The organism is Rhodococcus sp. 27YEA6, assembly GCF_044908235.1.
In the GTDB taxonomy this organism is placed as follows: Bacteria; Actinomycetota; Actinomycetes; order Mycobacteriales; family Mycobacteriaceae; genus Rhodococcus_F; species Rhodococcus_F qingshengii.
The window spans coordinates 74,857-91,775 of the sequence record NZ_JBIYCY010000005.1; the positions used below are offsets into that span (position 1 = coordinate 74,857).

Below are 16,919 nucleotides of genomic sequence, written 5' to 3' on the forward strand. Positions count from 1 at the left end.
GCCCCCTCTTTTTCCTACGGGCGATCCGTAGCAGGGGATGCGGCGCGTCGCCACTGCGATTCGTTCTCGATCATCCATGTGAGCAGGTGCTCGGCCGCCGCCTCGTCGGAGTCCGGGCCGACCAGCAGATCGGCGAACGCTTGGCTGGGGGCGACGATGCGGATGCCGTCGCGGGTGAGCAATCGGTCGAAGGCAGACGGTGAGAGGGGAGCGGTGATCCACACGTCACCGCCGGATTCCACCCGCCGTAGTCCGAGAGCGTCGGCGAACTGATCGACGTTGTCGGCATGGAAGTGGGCACGTCGAGTGGGCGCGTACCGAGCAAAGGGTGCGGCGGCCACCGAGGCGGTACCGGCGTAGATGTGACCGCTGAGCTGACGCAGTTGATCGAAGAGTGCTTCCAACCCGTCCGGCGCGTGAAAGCCGTGAGGCGTCGGCGCTTTGGCCCCGGCCTCAGCCGCCCATTCACGAAGCATCTTCGGCCAGCGGACGTCACCGATCCCACCGCGGGGGAGCCTGGTCACCAGTTCACGATCCGACAGTGTCTGAACCACCCGATAGGTTGCTCCCGTCGACGCACCGGCCAGGCGCACCAAGGCAGTGATCGCCAGTGGCGCCGCGAAATCGGCAAGCGCACGCACGACGCGAGCTGACGGATCGCCCGTCAACTGTCCGGAAGGACGTCCGGGCCCCCGCCACGGATCGGCGTCGGCTCCGCGTCCACGCACCCAGACGGCGGGTCGATCAGCGGTCAACGACACGTTGCCCGTGGCGTCTGCGTACGAGATCGCGTGGGAATCGAGCTGCCGGCGAACCGGCTCGGACAGATATTTTGCGCACACGAAGCCCGATTGACCGGTGGGGAAGCGATCGGCGATACCGGGAACGTCGCTGCTCAGGACACCGTGAGCGGCGTACACGCCGAATTTGGCCACCGAGCCGTCAGGGGAGCGGAGGTCGAGTCGGAGTGGCGCCTCGGACAGGTCGGGGGAGCGCTGCGTCGACAAAGACCAGGTAGGAGGCAAATTTTCTTCGATGACGGCAACCGATCGCCGAAAAATGTCGATCGGCCGTTCCGGTTCCGACTCAGATTCGCTCATGTTCCAATGGTATCAATATCTGTCGACGACGGAAACACAAGATTTTCCGAATAATGTTCGCCCTGACAGCCTCGCGACAACGGTGGTCGCTTTCGCCGAGAAACTCACTACCTACACAACTTCACATTCGAAATTGCCGAGATCGATCAGCGTTGCTTCGGCATGATCAGGGGAGCGACGACGGCGAGCAGTAGTGCGGGGATCAGGAAGCTCGCGGCAGGCGAAGAGTCGTAAATCGGTGTCAGGGCCAGGGGAGCAAGAGCGGCACCGCCGAAGCGCATCGCTTGGACGACGGACACGGCGCCGCCACGGTTCGGCCCCGCGGATCCGAGGACCGCCGCGTTGACGCCGACCAGCACGAACTGGCTCGCGACGCCTGCGACAAACCATGCGATCGCGATCACCGGCACCAAGCCGGCAAGGCCGACGACGGAGACCAGAACTGCTCCGCCCAGGGCGCCGATCATCACGGAGGAGCGTGCGCCGATGCGATCGATGAGGATTCCGATGCGCCGGGCCGAGAGGATGCCGGCCACGCCGAAGACGGTGAGCAGTAGGCCGCGGACGGTGGGGGACAGCCCGAACTCGTCTTCGAAGCGGAAGGCGAGCAGGAAGCTCAGTCCACCGAGGGCGCCCCAGCCGAGCAATGCAGCGATACCGATGCGGAGCACTTCGGGGCGTAATGCATCGCGGAGACGGGCGGGAGTGGTCGCTGCCGGTGCTTCGGACTTCGGAAGTCCGACGGCTCCCAGAATGCCCGCGACCACTGCGATGACGAGAAAGGCCAGACGCCAGTCGAATTCGGCCGCCAGTCCGCCGATCAACGGAGCCGACGACTGCCCTGCGGCCTGGAAAGCGCCGAAGGCTCCGAGGGCTCGACCCAGCCGTGCCTGCGGTGTTGCGGCCGCCAACGAGGCAAGCAGTAGCGGCGTGGTGAATGCGTTCGCGGAGCCCTGCAGTACCCGGGCGGCAAGGAAGATCTCGAGTGTCGGGGCGACGAAGCATGCCAACGACGCGAGGACGTAGACGCCGTAAGCGATGCGCACCGTCCGAACCTTGCCCCACCGCGTCCCGAGTGTCCCCGACACCAACATCAGAGCGGCGAAGGGGAGCAGGTACGCGGTGAGGGAAGAGGCGGCCGCCGACGGACCGACCCCTAGATCGTCACCGATCTCGGGAAGGATCGAAGCAACCACGCCGCCGCCGAACGGGCCGAGGAACCCGCCGGCGTACAGCGCGATCAGCTGAAGCCGGAGGCGCAGTGGGCGCTGTGTACTTCCGCCTCCTTCTGGAGTGTTCTTGCTCACAGTCCGAAGCTGCCGGGGCCTCGCCGTCTGAGGTAGCGCTCGAATTCCGCGGCGATGGCATCGCCGTCGATCTTGGAGATTGCTTCGCTGATGTCGGTTTCGGCGTCTCCCCGTTCTTCCAGGGTGCGCACGTATTCGCCGATTTCCTCGTCGTCCGCGGTCATTTCGTTGACCGCTTCCTCCCAATCCTCCGACTGAGCCGGGAGCTCCCCGAGTGGGACCTCGATGTCGAGAACATCCTCGACTCGTTGAAGGAGGGCCACTGTGGCCTTCGGGTTCGGTGGCTGCGAGACGTAGTGCGGAACCGCCGCCCAGAACGAAATGGCGGGTACACCAGCACGAACGCACTCGTCCTGAAGAACCCCGGTGATGCCCGTCGGGCCTTCGTACCGCGTCTGTTCCAGGTTGAATCGGGCGGCGGATTCACTGCTGTAGGCCGTGCCCGTCACCGGGACCGGTCGGGTGTGCGGAGTATCGGCGAGCAGGGCGCCGAGGATGACGACCGTCTTGACGTTCAGTTGGTCGATCAGCTCGAGCAGATCCTCGCAGAAACTGCGCCACCGCATGTTGGGCTCGATCCCGCGAAGCAGGACGATGTCGCTCTCGCTGCCAGGAGGCGAACAGACCGACAAACGTGTTGCCGGCCAAACGATTTCGCGAGTGACACCGTCGACCTGCCGGACTGTGGGGCGGTTGACCTGATAGTCGTAGTAGTCCTCTGAATCGAGTTCGGCGAGCGGCTGGGCATCCCAGATCAGCTCGAGATGTTCGACCGCACCGCTGGCTGCGTCACCGGCGTCGTTCCAGCCCTCGAAAGCTGCAACGAGGATGGGATCACGTAGGACAGGGATGTCGCCCTCGAGGCGGTCGCTGCTGTCGACGGCAAAGCCGTCAGGGCTCTCGAAGGCCGCGGAATCATCGAAATCGACCGGGCCGTCGGGAGTGACGGGGAACTCACTTGGACTCACCCACCCAGCCTACGGCCAGAGCTTGTCGGTGCGCCCACTACTCTGGACGGCATGTCTGCCCCATTTAACTCTGCCCTGCTTGATGCGCTGAAACAGCGCGTTGTCATCGGCGACGGAGCGATGGGCACCATGTTGCAGGCCGCGGACCTCACCCTGGACGACTTCCTCGGCCTCGAGGGGTGCAATGAGATCCTCAACGACACCCGTCCCGACGTGCTCAAAGACATCCACCGTGCGTACTTCGCCGCTGGTGCCGATGCCGTCGAGACCAACACCTTCGGTTGCAACCTGCCCAACCTCGCCGACTACGACATCTCTCACCGGATCCGCGAACTCGCGGAAAAAGGCACTGCTCTCGCCCGTGAAGTAGCGGACGAGATGGGACCAGGCCGCGACGGCATGGCCCGATTCGTACTCGGCTCGATGGGACCGGGAACCAAGCTCCCCAGCCTGGGACACGCACCGTACGCAGTCCTGCGTGACGCGTACACCGAAGCTGCGCTCGGCATGATCGACGGTGGCGCCGACGCCATCCTCGTCGAAACCTGCCAGGACCTGCTTCAGGTGAAAGCTGCAATCCTCGGCAGCCAGCGTGCGATGGAGCAACTCGGACTGCGGTTGCCGATCATCACGCACGTGACGGTCGAGACAACCGGAACGATGCTCCTGGGCAGTGAGATCGGTGCGGCGCTGACGGCACTCGAGCCACTCGGTATCGACATGATCGGTCTGAACTGCGCCACCGGGCCGGCCGAGATGAGTGAACATCTCCGTCATCTGTCCAAGTACTCCACGCTGCCGGTGTCGGTCATGCCCAATGCCGGCCTGCCGCAGCTCGGTCCCAAGGGCGCCGAGTATCCGCTGACTGCCGACGAATTGGCCGAAGCCCTCAGTGGTTTCGTCTCCGAGTTCGGACTCGGCCTCGTCGGTGGCTGCTGCGGTACGACGCCCGAGCACATCAGCGCGGTCGCCGACGCGGTTCGTCAGGTCGAGAAGGCCCAGCGCACGCCGATCCACGAGCCGAGCACCTCTTCGCTGTACTCGGCGGTGCCGTTCGAGCAGGACGCCAGCATCCTGATGATCGGCGAACGCACGAACTCCAACGGCTCCAAGGCTTTCCGCGAGGCGATGCTCTCCGCGGACTACCAGAAGTGCCTGGACATCGCCAAGGACCAGACCCGCGACGGCGCACACATGCTCGACCTCAACGTCGACTACGTGGGCCGCGACGGTGCCGCCGACATGTCGGAACTTGCCAGCCGCCTGGCGACGTCCTCGACGCTGCCGATCATGCTCGACTCCACCGAGCCTGCCGTGCTGCAAGCCGGCCTCGAGCACCTCGGTGGCCGCTGCGCCGTCAACTCCGTCAACTACGAAGACGGCGCCGGCCCCGAATCGCGTTTCCACAAGATCATGACTCTGGTCAAGGAGCACGGCGCGGCGGTCGTCGCCCTGACCATCGACGAAGAGGGCCAGGCTCGCACCGCCGAGACGAAGGTCGCCATCGCCAAGCGTCTGATCGAGGACATCAAGGGAAACTGGGGACTCGCCGAGTCCGACATCATCGTCGACGCCTTGACCTTCCCCATCTCCACCGGTCAGGAAGAGGTGCGACGCGACGGCATCGAGACCATCGAAGCCATCCGTCAGCTCAAGGCTGCGTACCCGGAACTCCACTTCACCCTGGGTATCTCGAACATCTCGTTCGGTTTGAACCCGGCCGCACGGCAGGTTCTCAACTCGGTGTTCCTGCACGAGTGCACCGAGGCAGGTCTGGACACGGCGATCGTTCATGCGTCCAAGATTCTGCCGATGGCCCGAATTCCTGACGAGCAGCGTGAAACCGCACTCGACCTCGTCTACGACCGTCGTAGCGAGGGGTACGACCCGCTGCAGAAGCTGATGGCTCTGTTCGAGGGTGTCTCGGCTGCGTCGGCGCGCGAGTCCCGTGCGCAGGAACTGGCGGGACTTCCGTTGTTCGACCGGCTCGAACGCCGCATCGTCGACGGCGAGCGCAACGGCCTCGACGACGACCTCACCGAGGCGATGACGATCAAGCCTCCGCTGGCCATCATCAACGAGACCTTGCTCTCGGGCATGAAGACCGTCGGCGAGCTGTTCGGCTCCGGACAGATGCAGTTGCCGTTCGTGTTGCAGTCGGCCGAGGTCATGAAGGCTGCCGTGGCATTCCTCGAACCGCACATGGAAGCGAGCGACGAGGACGGCAAGGGTCGCATCGTGATCGCGACCGTCAAGGGCGACGTTCACGACATCGGCAAGAACCTGGTCGACATCATCTTGAGCAACAACGGCTACGAGGTCGTCAACATCGGTATCAAGCAGCCGATCGCGACCATCCTCGACGTCGCGTTGGACAAGAAAGCCGACGTGATCGGCATGTCCGGACTGCTCGTGAAGTCCACTGTCGTGATGAAGGAAAACCTCCAGGAACTCAACGCACGCGGAGTCGCCGAGAAGTTCCCGGTTCTGCTCGGTGGTGCGGCGCTCACGCGCTCCTACGTCGAGAACGACCTGCAGGAGGTGTACGAGGGCGACGTCAGCTATGCCCGCGACGCCTTCGAGGGTCTGAACTTGATGGACCAGATCATGACGACCAAGCGTGGTGGCGGCCCGGCGCCGGACAGCCCGGAGGCCATCGCTGCTCGCGAGAAGGCTGCCGAGCGTAAGGCACGTCACGAGCGTTCCAAGCGCATCGCCGAAAAGCGTAAGGCTGCAGCGGTTCCCGTGGTCCTGCCGGAGCGTTCCGATGTCGCAACCGACATCGCGGTGCCGACACCTCCCTTCTGGGGCTCGCGCATCGTCAAGGGAATCTCGCTGTCCGAGTACTCGGGGCTGCTCGACGAGCGCGCTCTTTTCCTCGGCCAGTGGGGCCTTCGCGGTCAGCGCAAGGGCGACGGTCCGACGTACGAGGAACTGGTCGAGTCGGAAGGCCGTCCGCGACTTCGGTACTGGCTCGATCGGTTGACGTCCGAGGGCATCCTCGCGCATGCCGCGGTCGTGTACGGGTACTTCCCGGCGATCTCGGAGGGCGACGACGTCATCGTGCTCACCGAGCCGAAACCGGATGCACCCGAAAGGTTCCGGTTCACCTACCCGCGCCAGCACCGCGACCGCTTCCTGTGCATCGCGGACTTCGTTCGCTCGCGCAAGGACGCCGAGGCCACCGGGCAGGTCGACGTTCTTCCGTTCCAGTTGGTGACGATGGGTCAGCCGATCGCGGACTTCGCCAACGAGTTGTTCGCATCGAACTCGTACCGCGATTACCTCGAGGTTCACGGAATCGGTGTCCAGCTCACGGAGTCTTTGGCCGAGTACTGGCATCGACGCGTCCGTGAAGAGCTAGTGCTTCCCGAGGGTCACACCGTCGCGGAGCAGGATCCCACCGAGGTTGCCGGTTACTTCGATCTCGAGTACCGCGGCGCTCGTTATTCGTTCGGATACGGCGCGTGCCCGGATCTCGAGGATCGAGCCAAGTTGGTTGCGTTGCTCGAACCCGAACGAATCGGCGTCGAATTGTCCGAGGAGCTGCAGCTGCATCCCGAGCAGTCCACGGACGCTTTTGTCCTGCACCACCCGGAAGCAAAGTATTTCAATGTCTGAGTTGTTGACCGAAGTATCCGAATCAACGCTCGGTGGTGTCCTGTGGGACATGGACGGCACCCTGCTCGATTCGGAGAAGCTGTGGGACATCGCGCTTCGTGAGCTGTCCCTACGCCTGGGCGGACCGATGACGGAAGCGACACGCGTTGCCGTCATCGGTGCGTCGAGCCCCTTCGCCCTTGCGACGGTGTTCGACGCTCTCGGCCTGGAGAAGCATCCCGATGCCATCGCCGAGGCGAAGGACTGGATGTACACCCGCGTCGGCGATCTGTTCGAGGACGGCGTGACCTGGCGGCCGGGTGCTCGCGACGCACTGTCGACCGTGCGTGACGGTGGTCTGCGTTCTGCACTGGTCACCAACACCGAGCGAGTTCTGGTCGATCGGGCACTCGGCATGCTCGGCCGTGAGTTCTTCGACCATTCGGTGTGTGGCGACGAGGTCCCCAACGGGAAACCGGCAGCGGATCCGTACCTGCGCGGCGCGCATCTGCTCGGACTCGAGCCGGCGCAGTGCCTCGCGATCGAGGACTCGCCGACCGGCACGGCGTCGGCCAGCGCTGCGGGTTGCGCGGTGCTCGTCGTTCCGTGTGAGGTCGACGTCCCCGCCGGCCCTGGACGCGTGTTTCGAGAGTCCCTGTTGGACTTGTCCATTCACGATCTTCACGACGTTCACTCGAGCGCGGCACGTTAGGCTGGATTTGCTGTGGCTATTCCGAAAATTGTTCTCTTCTACCAGTTCACGCCGTTGGCGGACCCGGAAGCGATCAAGCTGTGGCAGCACAGCCTGGCCGAGTCCAACAACCTGACGGGCCGGATCATCGTCTCGCCGCACGGGATCAACGCGACGGTCGGCGGAGACATCGAGGATGTCAAGCGATATGTCCGTGGTACGCGTGGTTACGAACCCTTCCGTACCGCTGACATCAAGTGGTCGGACGGCCTCGGGAACGATTTCCCTCGTCTGAGTGTCAAGGCACGCTCGGAGATCGTGACGTTCGGTGCCCCCGACGAGCTGAAAGTCGACGAGAACGGTGTGGTCGGCGGAGGAGTTCACCTGGTGCCCAAGGAACTACACGAACTCGTCGACACTCGCGGTGACGACGTCGTGTTCTTCGACGGGCGCAATGCCTTCGAAGCCGAGATCGGCCGTTTCCGAGATGCGATAGTTCCGGACGTCGCCACCACTCGGGATTTCGTCAACGAACTCGACAGTGGCAAATACGACCATCTCAAGGGCAAAGCCGTGGTCACGTACTGCACCGGCGGAGTGCGCTGTGAGGTGTTGTCTTCGCTGATGCGCTCACGTGGCTTCGACGAGGTCTATCAGTTGGACGGCGGAATCGTCCGTTACGGCGAGACTTTCGGCGACCGCGGCCTCTGGGACGGTTCCCTGTACGTGTTCGACAAGCGGATGAACATCGAGTTCTCATCCGAAGCCAAGACACTCGGCGTGTGTGTCGATTGTGGTACTCCGACCCCGCGGTACCGCAACCGGATCGACGGCGACGGCCGAACCCTCGAATTGCTCTGCGAGAGTTGTTCACCAGACCTCGAGCAGGACTGAGCTGTGCCCAAGGCTCCGTTGCCGATCCGAAACGGTCTCGGACCTGACCGGCTGCGGATGCCGGCGGAGTCGTCGGCGCGTACCGTCCTCGAGCACCTGGTCGGCGAGCACCCCGGGGAGCGGGACCTGTGGGCGGACCTCGTCAGCGCCGGGGACGTCGTCGACGAGCACGGGCGGAAGATCACGAGCCGAACGCCCTATCAGCCGACCCGGTTCGTGTACTTCTACCGCGAGCCGGCCCCCGAGATTCCGGTTCCGCACGAGATCGAGATCTTGTACCGCGACGACTCGATTCTCGTGATCGACAAACCGCACTTCCTGGCGACCATTCCACGGGGAGCGCACATCGTCGAAAGCGCAGTCGTGCGCCTGCGTCGTGACCTGGACCTTCCGGATCTTGCGCCAGTTCACCGCCTCGACCGGATGACGGCGGGTGTCATCGTGTTCACCGTGACACCGGACCTACGACGGCCGTACCAGGAACTTTTTGCCGAGCAGCGGATCGTCAAGGAGTACGAGGCGATTGCGGGCTTCGATTCGGAACTGACTTTCCCTCGCACGGTGCGCAGCCGCATCAACAAAGTTCACGGCGAGATGACGGCTACCGAAATCGCGGGCGAACCGAACAGTGAGACCTCGATCGAACTGATCGAGGTGATCACCGACTCGGCCGGCCGGACGCTCGGGCGATACAGGTTGCTCCCACGGACCGGCCGGACCCATCAGCTTCGGCTGCACCTCAACTCGCTGGGCGTCCCGATCGTCGGTGACAACTACTATCCGGAGTATCTGCCCGCAGTGCCCGGTGACTTCTCGACTCCGTTGCGATTGTTGGCGCGAGCGTTGGAGTACCCGGATCCGATCACCGGGCAGACCCGCAGGTTCGTGAGTTCGCGCAGCCTCGACGCAGGCCTGTGAACACCGCTGTTCGTGGGCGTGTGAAAACCGCTTCCGTCCTCGTGAAAGAATGGCTACCCGTGAAGACCTTCGAATCCTTGTTCGCCGAATTGACCGAGCGCGCTGCTACTCGCCCCGAGGGGTCCGGCACTGTCGCCGCCCTCGACGCCGGTGTGCATGCTCAGGGCAAAAAGGTCATCGAGGAAGCCGGTGAAGTGTGGATCGCTGCGGAATACCAGAGCGATGAGCAGCTAGCCGAGGAAATTTCCCAGCTGCTGTACTGGACGCAGGTGTTGATGGTCGGTCGCGGACTGACCCTCGAGGACGTGTACCGACATCTGTGATCGGAGCTGACCAGCGAGATGTACTCCGTCTCGCTCGTCCAGGGCTTCCGATTCACGTCGTCTCACGTCACCCACACCTTCCGAAAGGACATCCACCATGCTGCGCGTAGCAGTTCCCAACAAAGGCTCACTGTCCGAGTCCGCCGCCGAGATTCTCAGCGAGGCCGGTTACCGTCGACGCACCGATTCCCGTGATCTGACAGTCCTCGATCCGGCCAATCAGGTCGAGTTTTTCTTCTTGCGCCCCAAGGACATTGCGATCTACGTCGGCTCCGGTGAGCTGGATCTCGGCATCACCGGTCGTGATCTCGCCGGCGACTCGGGTGCTCCCGTATCCGAGCGTCTGTCACTGGGCTTCGGCCGTTCGTCGTTCCGTTACGCAGCACCGGCCGGCAAGGACTGGGCCGTCGAGGATCTGTCCGGCCTGCGCATTGCAACGTCGTACCCGAACCTGGTCCGTAAGGACCTCACAGATCGCGGACTCGACGCCACCGTCATCCGTCTCGACGGAGCAGTGGAAATCTCGATTCAGCTCGGCGTCGCCGACGCGATCGCCGACGTGGTCGGATCGGGTCGTACTCTCCGCCAACACAACCTCGTGGCTTTCGGTGAATCGCTCTGCGATTCCGAAGGTGTCCTGATCGAGCGCACCGGCGCTCCGCAGGACGATCCCGCCCGCAACCAGCTCATCGAACGCGTACGCGGAATTGTCTTCGCGCAGCAGAATCTGATGATCGACTACGACTGCCCGCGCACCATCCTCGACGACGCCATCAAGATGACTCCCGGTATGGAATCGCCGACCCTCTCACCGTTGGCCGATCCCGACTGGGTCGCGGTTCGCGCGATGGTCCCGATCAAGGGACACAACCAGGTGATGGATGCCTTGGCCGAACTCGGTGCCAAGGCCATCCTCGCGTCGAACATCCGCTCGGTACGCGCTTTCTGATCACTGCCTGAATAGATTTACGCGCATTCGCGCCCGTTCCTGGAAATCAGGAACGGGCGCGAATCTGCAAAGTCTGGGCGATACGGCCCACGGCACCCTGCTCGTCGTAGAGCACGCCCGCACACATGCCGACGCCGTCCGGACCCGTTGTGGTTTCGGCGGCGACACCGACCCACTCTCCCTCGGGCACACGGAAGATATGCACCGTGAGATCTGTGTTGAGAAACGTCCAGTGCTCCGGGTCGAGCTTGGCGCCGACCCCGTTTGAGATGTCGGCCACCGCGAACAAACGCTCGAGAGCAGACATCTTCTCACCCTCGACCAGCTCTGGCTTGGGGCGCGCCCATACCTTGCCGGTTCCCACGCACCCGATCGGAGCAATCCAGGACCAGTCGAGGGTCTTGAGATAGCCGACGCTCCACAGACCCTCGAGAACGCCCGGGGTGCCGCTGTCGCGGGGTTCGAGCGGGGGATCGACTACGTGGACGACGTCGCCGGTATCCACCGTCTCCATCCGCCACGCCGTACCGCGCGCAACCGCGCGTGCAGATCCGTCGGCGGTGGTTGCCCACAGTTCGGCGACGATCAATTCGATTCGGCGACCGGGTCGTTCGATCCAGGACCGGACTTCGAGGTCGGCAATCGGAATCGGTCCGAGAATCTCGACGACGACGCGCGTCAGACGGCTTTCGTCGCGCGCACCGCACCGCTCGAGGGCTCGTACCAACAGCGCCGACGGGGGAGCGCCGTGCTGCAGTGTCGGGCCCCAGATGCTGACAGTTGCCTGCGTGCTCGCGAACCGCTCGTGCCCTTCCTCCGTCGTTCCGAGGTAGCGGTAGTACGAACTGTCCGTCATGTTATGAATTCTCCTTTGCGGCAACAGGTTCGGTGCTCAGCAGGTCCGGCCAACCTGGATACGGCGGAGGTGTTCCGCCGAACGAGGGGCACAGTGACTTGTGATCGCACCAGTCGCACAGTTTGCCAGGCTTGGGTCTGAAGTCTCCGGTCGCACCTGCTGCGAGGATCGCTTTCCAGATGGCGGAGAGGGTTCGCTCGAATCGGATGAGCTCGTCGTGATCCGGGGCGTACGTGAGAATCGAGCCGGAGGCCAGATAGATCAGGCGCAGTTGTGCGGGAACGATTCCGCGAGTGCGCAGCAGTACGAGCGCGTAGAACTTCATCTGGAAGAGCGCCTTGGATTCGGTGAACTCGCGAGGCGCTTTTCCGGTCTTGTAGTCGACCACCCGCACCTCACCCGTCGGTGCAACGTCTATCCGGTCGACGAAGCCGCGGAGTCGAACGCCGTTCTCCAATTCGGTCTCGACGTAGACCTCGCACGCCTCGGCATCGAATCGAGTGGGATCTTCGAGCGTGTAGTACGTCGCGACGAGCTTGCCGACTTCGTCGAGGAACGAATCCAGCTCGCCCTCCGGAACAAGGTCAGCGGCCTCGGGAGACTCGGCACTGACACGTTCCCACGCGGGACGGACGAGTTCGGCTGCGCGATCGGGAACCCGGTGACCGGTCGGGAGTGCAAACAGTGCTTCCAGTGCCGCGTGTACGACGGTGCCTCTGACCTGGGCTCTGGTTGGCGTTTCCGGAATTCTGTCGACTGCTCGGAAGCGATAGAGCAGGGGGCATTGTTTGTAGTCACCCGCCCGAGACGGAGAGAGCGCCGGCCGACTACGCGGGCGCTCGTGTGATGTTGCACCCGTTGGAGTGGGGGTTGGCAATTCGACAGAGCTCACACCTGGCAGGCTATGCGGTTGGTCCGACAACTCCGTCGGAGCCGGTGGCGAGGACACCGGAAACAAGCGAACAGGGATCATCTGCGCATGGCGAACGAGCTGCAACCAGAAGAAGGCACGACCGAAGTGGATGAGGTTGCGCAGTCCGCTGTCGCCGAGATTCCCGAACAAGACCTTCCAGAAGCTGATCTCACTGCGCCGGGCAAGCGGCCGTCAGGTCCGTTCCGCGTCGGCGACCGAGTACAGCTGACCGACGGCAAGGGACGCCACTACACGATCGTTCTCGAGGCGAACCGCGAATACCACACCCACAAGGGCGGAATCGTTCACAACGATCTGATCGGTGCCGACGAGGGCAGCGTCGTCAAGTCGGTCAACGGCACGCCCTATCTCGCACTGCGCCCCCTGCTGGTGGACTACGTGCTGTCCATGCCGCGCGGTGCCCAGGTCATCTACCCGAAGGACGCAGCTCAGATCGTCCACGAAGGCGACGTGTTCCCAGGAGCACGCGTGCTCGAGGCCGGAGCCGGCTCCGGCGCACTGACATGCTCGCTGCTGCGTGCCGTCGGACCCGAGGGCAAGGTCATCTCCTACGAGGTCCGCGACGATCATGCCGAACATGCGGTTCGCAACGTCGAGACCTTCTTCGGGGAACGTCCGCCGAACTGGGAACTGACCATCGCCGATCTCGCCGAGTTCGATCCGGAAGCGCACGGAGGCAAGGTCGATCGCGTCGTCCTCGACATGCTGGCCCCGTGGGACGTCCTGCCCGCCGTCTCGAAGGCACTCGTGCCGGGCGGCGTGTTGATCGTCTACGTCGCGACCGTTACTCAGCTCTCGAAGGTCGTCGAGGCGATGCGGGAGCAAGAATGCTGGACCGAGCCCCGCTCGTGGGAATCGATCGTGCGCGGTTGGCACGTCGTCGGATTGGCGGTGCGCCCCGAACATCGGATGCAGGGCCACACCGCGTTCCTCGTGAGCGCTCGTCGTCTCGCCGAAGGAACTGTCACCCCGAAGCCGCAGCGGCGTGCGGGCAAGGGCTCGAACACCGCGGCCAAGTAGTCACACGAAAACAACAAGAGCGGCGATCCGGTATCCGGATCGCCGCTCTTGTAGTAGCTGGAAGTTATGCGGTGCAGGAAGCGCGGCCCATTTCCAGGAGCACGCATGCCGAGGTGTCGGACAGCTTCCAGGAGCCGTCTTCGAGCTCCCAGGTCCACGGGGTGGCCGGGGCGGCGCCGTGCGGGCTGACGACGGCGACGTCTGCGGTTGCGGTCTGACCATCGACCTTGACGTTGTCCACGTTGAACGTGATCGCGTAGGCAGGGTTACCGCCCAGCGCAGCACTCATCGTCTCGATGTTGGCCTGACGCTTGGTTCCGTCGACCACCAGAGCGGTCTTCTCCTCGATCGGCTTGGCCGGATCGATCAGAGCGACGAGCGAAGCGTTGAGCTCCTCGGCCGTCGGAGCCGCTGCGGCAGCGGCAGCTGACGTCGTGGCGGAAGCCGAGGCCTTGGCCGTGGTGCTCGAGGCGGCGGCGGAAGTCGAACTTGCAGCCGTCGAATCCTTGTTGTCGTTCGAGCTGCATGCACCCATGGTCAGGACGGCAGCGACAGCACAAGCGCTGATGAGAGTCTTGCGGATGATCACAGCGTTACCTTTCGTTGTAAAGAGAGACAGGCGCTGTCTCCATCTTGTAGGCAAGGCTAACATGACCAAATTCTGGCTCGAGACCAGTCGGCACGGTCCGCGCGCAAGTGTGAATTCGCACTCGCGCACCGTGTCTGGCGACAGTTGGGGCCTTATGCCGGTAGCGTTGATGGATCGCACTGGGAGGAGACGCACATGAGCTCGACAGAGAACCCGGATTCGGTTGCGGCAGCAGAAGAACTCCACGCGCTACGAGTGGAAGCACAAGTACTGCGCCGACAACTTGCACAATCGCCGGAGCAGGTGCGTGAGCTGGAGTCGAAGGTGGACTCGTTGTCCATCCGAAACAGCAAGTTGATGGACACCCTCAAAGAGGCCCGTCAGCAGCTCATCGCGCTTCGTGAAGAAGTCGACAGACTCGGTCAACCGCCGAGCGGTTACGGAGTCCTTCTCTCGGTACACGAGGACAAGACCGTCGACGTGTTCACGTCGGGTCGCAAGATGCGGTTGACGTGCTCACCGAACATCGACACGGACACCCTCGCCCTCGGGCAGACGGTTCGCCTCAACGAGGCACTCACCATTGTCGAGGCCGGCACCTACGAGCAGGTCGGTGAGATCAGCACGCTCCGTGAGGTACTCGACGACGGCTTGCGCGCACTGGTGGTCGGCCATGCCGACGAAGAGCGCATCGTCTGGCTCGCAGCGCCGTTGGCAGCCGTCTTCGCCGACCCCGAAGCCGACATCATCGCGTACGACGCCGATTCTCCGACCAGGAAACTGCGTCCGGGCGACTCGTTGCTCGTCGACACCAAGGCCGGGTACGCCTTCGAGCGCATCCCGAAGGCCGAGGTCGAAGATCTGGTTCTCGAAGAAGTTCCGGACGTTCACTACGACGACATCGGTGGTCTCGGGCGTCAGATCGAACAGATCCGTGATGCCGTCGAACTCCCGTTCCTCCACAAGGATCTGTTCCACGAGTACTCACTGAGGCCGCCGAAGGGTGTACTGCTCTACGGTCCGCCTGGTTGCGGCAAGACGCTCATCGCCAAGGCCGTCGCCAACTCGTTGGCCAAGAAGATCGCCGAAGCCCGCGGTCAGGACAGCAAGGACGCCAAGTCCTACTTCCTGAACATCAAGGGCCCGGAACTTCTGAACAAGTTCGTCGGCGAAACCGAGCGTCACATCCGGATGATCTTCCAGCGTGCTCGTGAGAAGGCGTCCGAGGGCACTCCGGTGATCGTCTTCTTCGACGAGATGGACTCGATCTTCCGTACCCGTGGTTCGGGAGTCTCCTCCGACGTGGAGACAACGGTCGTTCCGCAGCTGCTCAGCGAGATCGACGGTGTGGAAGGGCTCGAGAACGTCATCGTCATCGGCGCTTCCAACCGTGAGGACATGATCGACCCGGCCATCCTGCGTCCCGGCCGACTGGACGTGAAGATCAAGATCGAGCGCCCCGACGCGGAATCCGCTCAGGACATCTTCTCGAAGTACCTGGTGGACGGTCTGCCGATCAATGCAGACGACCTCGCCGAGTTCGGTGGAGATCGCACTGCATGCTTGAAGGCGATGATCGTTCGCGTCGTCGATCGCATGTACGCGGAGAGCGAAGAGAATCGTTTCCTCGAGGTCACGTACGCCAACGGCGACAAGGAAGTTCTGTTCTTCAAGGACTTCAACTCGGGGGCGATGATCCAGAACATCGTCGACCGCGCCAAGAAGTACGCGATCAAGTCTGTGCTCGACACCGGTGCTCCGGGCTTGCGTGTGCAGCACCTCTTCGATTCCATCGTCGACGAGTTCGCCGAGAACGAGGATCTGCCCAACACCACCAATCCTGATGACTGGGCACGTATTTCGGGCAAGAAGGGTGAGCGGATCGTCTACATCCGCACTCTCGTCACGGGCAAGAACGCCAGTGCGAGCCGCGCGATCGACACGGAGTCGAACACGGGCCAGTACCTGTAACGAAACGAACATCGATCGGGCCGGCCACTCCGCGAGAGTTGTCGGCCCGATCTCTGCGTCGCTGCCGTTGACTTCGTTGCGATTGGACCGGTCGGTCGCGCTGGTTTAGAGTCCCGCCGTGCAGATACATCTTCGACACAATCCGTCGTCCACAGTCGCTCGCTGCTACCTCGCGCCCGGCGAACCGCTGCGCGTGGAGAGCGGGGCGATGCTCGCGCATTCTGCCGGCGTAGTTCTCGAAGCGAAGGCGCAGGGCGGCGTCCTGCAGGGACTCAAGCGGTCGATGCTGAGCGGCGAATCATTTTTCGTCACGACGTATACCGCTCCGCCGCAAGGTGGTTGGGTCGACGTGACTGGTGTGCTTCCCGGAGATCTGATCCCGCTGACCATCACCTCTGATCGCCCGTTCTTCCTCAACCGTGGAACCTGGTTGGCCAACTCCTACGGTGTGACGGTCGAGTCCAAGTGGGGCGGCATGTCCAACCTCTTCGGCGGTGAGGGAGGCTTCGGCCTGCGGGCAAGTGGCGACGGTGAAGTAGTGCTGGCCGTCTACGGCGCGATCGACGTCATCGACTTGCAGCCAGGCGAGACAGTCACGATCGATACTGGTCACGTGGTCGCCTACGACCTCGGCATGAATTTCAACATGCGGCGCGCCGTTCAGGGGCGCACCATTCAGTCGATGAAGTCCGGTGAAGGATTTGTCTTCGACTTCACCGGACCCGGTCGCGTTCTCGCGCAGACCCGCAACCCCAGCGCGTTCGCTGCTTGGCTCTCGGCGATCACCCCGGGCTGATCA

The 16,919-nt window shown here is 63.3% G+C and carries 15 protein-coding genes; 9 read left to right on the plus strand and 6 right to left on the minus strand.

The window, feature by feature from the left end:
* Positions 1 to 14: 14 nt before the first annotated feature.
* The 3 genes from ABH939_RS15365 to ABH939_RS15375 all read right to left on the minus strand — a co-directional run bounded on the left by ABH939_RS15365 (position 15) and on the right by ABH939_RS15375 (position 3,258).
* Positions 15 to 1,100: a hypothetical protein gene (locus tag ABH939_RS15365; protein ID WP_007733759.1), complete on the minus strand. Its 1,086-nt coding sequence runs from the start codon at positions 1,098 to 1,100 to the stop codon at positions 15 to 17.
* 146 nt (positions 1,101 to 1,246) lie between these two features.
* Positions 1,247 to 2,407 (minus strand): MFS transporter, encoded by a 1,161-nt coding sequence (locus tag ABH939_RS15370; RefSeq protein ID WP_404649780.1) that lies wholly within the window; start codon positions 2,405 to 2,407, stop codon positions 1,247 to 1,249.
* Positions 2,404 to 3,258: a PAC2 family protein gene (locus ABH939_RS15375; protein WP_223257810.1), complete on the minus strand. Its 855-nt coding sequence runs from the start codon at positions 3,256 to 3,258 to the stop codon at positions 2,404 to 2,406. Before ABH939_RS15375 ends, ABH939_RS15370 begins: the two co-directional genes overlap by 4 nt.
* A gap of 168 nt (positions 3,259 to 3,426) precedes the next feature.
* Between ABH939_RS15375 and metH the strand changes: the two genes are divergently transcribed.
* From metH to hisG, 6 genes are all read left to right on the plus strand, one after another.
* The gene (gene metH / locus ABH939_RS15380; RefSeq protein ID WP_047270513.1) at positions 3,427 to 6,996 is read left to right on the plus strand and encodes a methionine synthase; all 3,570 of its coding nucleotides are present in this window, start codon (positions 3,427 to 3,429) and stop codon (positions 6,994 to 6,996) included.
* The gene (locus tag ABH939_RS15385) at positions 6,989 to 7,687 is read left to right on the plus strand and encodes an HAD family phosphatase (protein WP_007729900.1); all 699 of its coding nucleotides are present in this window, start codon (positions 6,989 to 6,991) and stop codon (positions 7,685 to 7,687) included. The genes metH and ABH939_RS15385 overlap by 8 nt, the downstream gene beginning before the upstream one ends.
* Before the next feature lie 12 nt (positions 7,688 to 7,699).
* On the plus strand, positions 7,700 to 8,560 hold the full coding sequence (locus ABH939_RS15390; protein ID WP_042450983.1) for a rhodanese-related sulfurtransferase: 861 nt from the start codon (positions 7,700 to 7,702) through the stop codon (positions 8,558 to 8,560).
* 57 nt (positions 8,561 to 8,617) lie between these two features.
* Entirely contained in the window at positions 8,618 to 9,478 is an 861-nt protein-coding gene (locus ABH939_RS15395) for a pseudouridine synthase (RefSeq protein ID WP_075835288.1), read from the plus strand.
* A gap of 59 nt (positions 9,479 to 9,537) precedes the next feature.
* Positions 9,538 to 9,801 (plus strand): phosphoribosyl-ATP diphosphatase, encoded by a 264-nt coding sequence (locus ABH939_RS15400; RefSeq protein ID WP_003944933.1) that lies wholly within the window; start codon positions 9,538 to 9,540, stop codon positions 9,799 to 9,801.
* A 97-nt stretch (positions 9,802 to 9,898) separates the two neighbouring features.
* Complete coding sequence (hisG, locus tag ABH939_RS15405) at positions 9,899 to 10,750, plus strand: ATP phosphoribosyltransferase (RefSeq protein ID WP_003944905.1); 852 nt, start codon at positions 9,899 to 9,901, stop codon at positions 10,748 to 10,750.
* Between the two features lie 46 nt (positions 10,751 to 10,796).
* Here hisG and ABH939_RS15410 read toward each other — a convergent pair whose 3' ends face one another.
* Together ABH939_RS15410 and ABH939_RS15415 are read right to left on the minus strand one after the other, a co-directional pair.
* Positions 10,797 to 11,606, minus strand: coding sequence for a thioesterase family protein (locus tag ABH939_RS15410; protein WP_075833237.1), 810 nt, complete (start codon positions 11,604 to 11,606; stop codon positions 10,797 to 10,799).
* A gap of 1 nt (position 11,607) precedes the next feature.
* Positions 11,608 to 12,498, minus strand: coding sequence for a RecB family exonuclease (locus tag ABH939_RS15415; RefSeq protein ID WP_370852750.1), 891 nt, complete (start codon positions 12,496 to 12,498; stop codon positions 11,608 to 11,610).
* Between the two features lie 87 nt (positions 12,499 to 12,585).
* Between ABH939_RS15415 and ABH939_RS15420 the strand changes: the two genes are divergently transcribed.
* The gene (locus ABH939_RS15420) at positions 12,586 to 13,560 is read left to right on the plus strand and encodes a tRNA (adenine-N1)-methyltransferase (RefSeq protein ID WP_223304531.1); all 975 of its coding nucleotides are present in this window, start codon (positions 12,586 to 12,588) and stop codon (positions 13,558 to 13,560) included.
* A 64-nt stretch (positions 13,561 to 13,624) separates the two neighbouring features.
* Here ABH939_RS15420 and ABH939_RS15425 read toward each other — a convergent pair whose 3' ends face one another.
* Complete coding sequence (locus ABH939_RS15425; protein WP_075833235.1) at positions 13,625 to 14,149, minus strand: hypothetical protein; 525 nt, start codon at positions 14,147 to 14,149, stop codon at positions 13,625 to 13,627.
* Between the two features lie 195 nt (positions 14,150 to 14,344).
* On the opposite strand from ABH939_RS15425, the gene arc reads away from it, so the two are divergent.
* Positions 14,345 to 16,120, plus strand: a complete 1,776-nt coding sequence (gene arc, locus ABH939_RS15430; RefSeq protein WP_003944870.1) for a proteasome ATPase — start codon at positions 14,345 to 14,347, stop codon at positions 16,118 to 16,120.
* A gap of 118 nt (positions 16,121 to 16,238) precedes the next feature.
* The gene (locus tag ABH939_RS15435) at positions 16,239 to 16,916 is read left to right on the plus strand and encodes a TIGR00266 family protein (protein ID WP_003944961.1); all 678 of its coding nucleotides are present in this window, start codon (positions 16,239 to 16,241) and stop codon (positions 16,914 to 16,916) included.
* The last annotated feature ends 3 nt before the right edge of the window (positions 16,917 to 16,919 follow it).

Excerpts from the sequence above, each read along its gene's own strand:
- ABH939_RS15385 (WP_007729900.1), top strand. The coding sequence starts at position 6,989 with ATGTCTGAGTTGTTGACCGAAGTATCCGAATCAACGCTCGGTGGTGTC.
- arc (WP_003944870.1), top strand. The coding sequence starts at position 14,345 with ATGAGCTCGACAGAGAACCCGGATTCGGTTGCGGCAGCAGAAGAACTC.
- metH (WP_047270513.1), top strand. The coding sequence starts at position 3,427 with ATGTCTGCCCCATTTAACTCTGCCCTGCTTGATGCGCTGAAACAGCGC.
- ABH939_RS15365 (WP_007733759.1), bottom strand. The coding sequence starts at position 1,100 with ATGAGCGAATCTGAGTCGGAACCGGAACGGCCGATCGACATTTTTCGG.
- ABH939_RS15420 (WP_223304531.1), top strand. The coding sequence starts at position 12,586 with ATGGCGAACGAGCTGCAACCAGAAGAAGGCACGACCGAAGTGGATGAG.
- hisG (WP_003944905.1), top strand. The coding sequence starts at position 9,899 with ATGCTGCGCGTAGCAGTTCCCAACAAAGGCTCACTGTCCGAGTCCGCC.
- ABH939_RS15395 (WP_075835288.1), top strand. The coding sequence starts at position 8,618 with ATGCCGGCGGAGTCGTCGGCGCGTACCGTCCTCGAGCACCTGGTCGGC.
- ABH939_RS15410 (WP_075833237.1), bottom strand. The coding sequence starts at position 11,606 with ATGACGGACAGTTCGTACTACCGCTACCTCGGAACGACGGAGGAAGGG.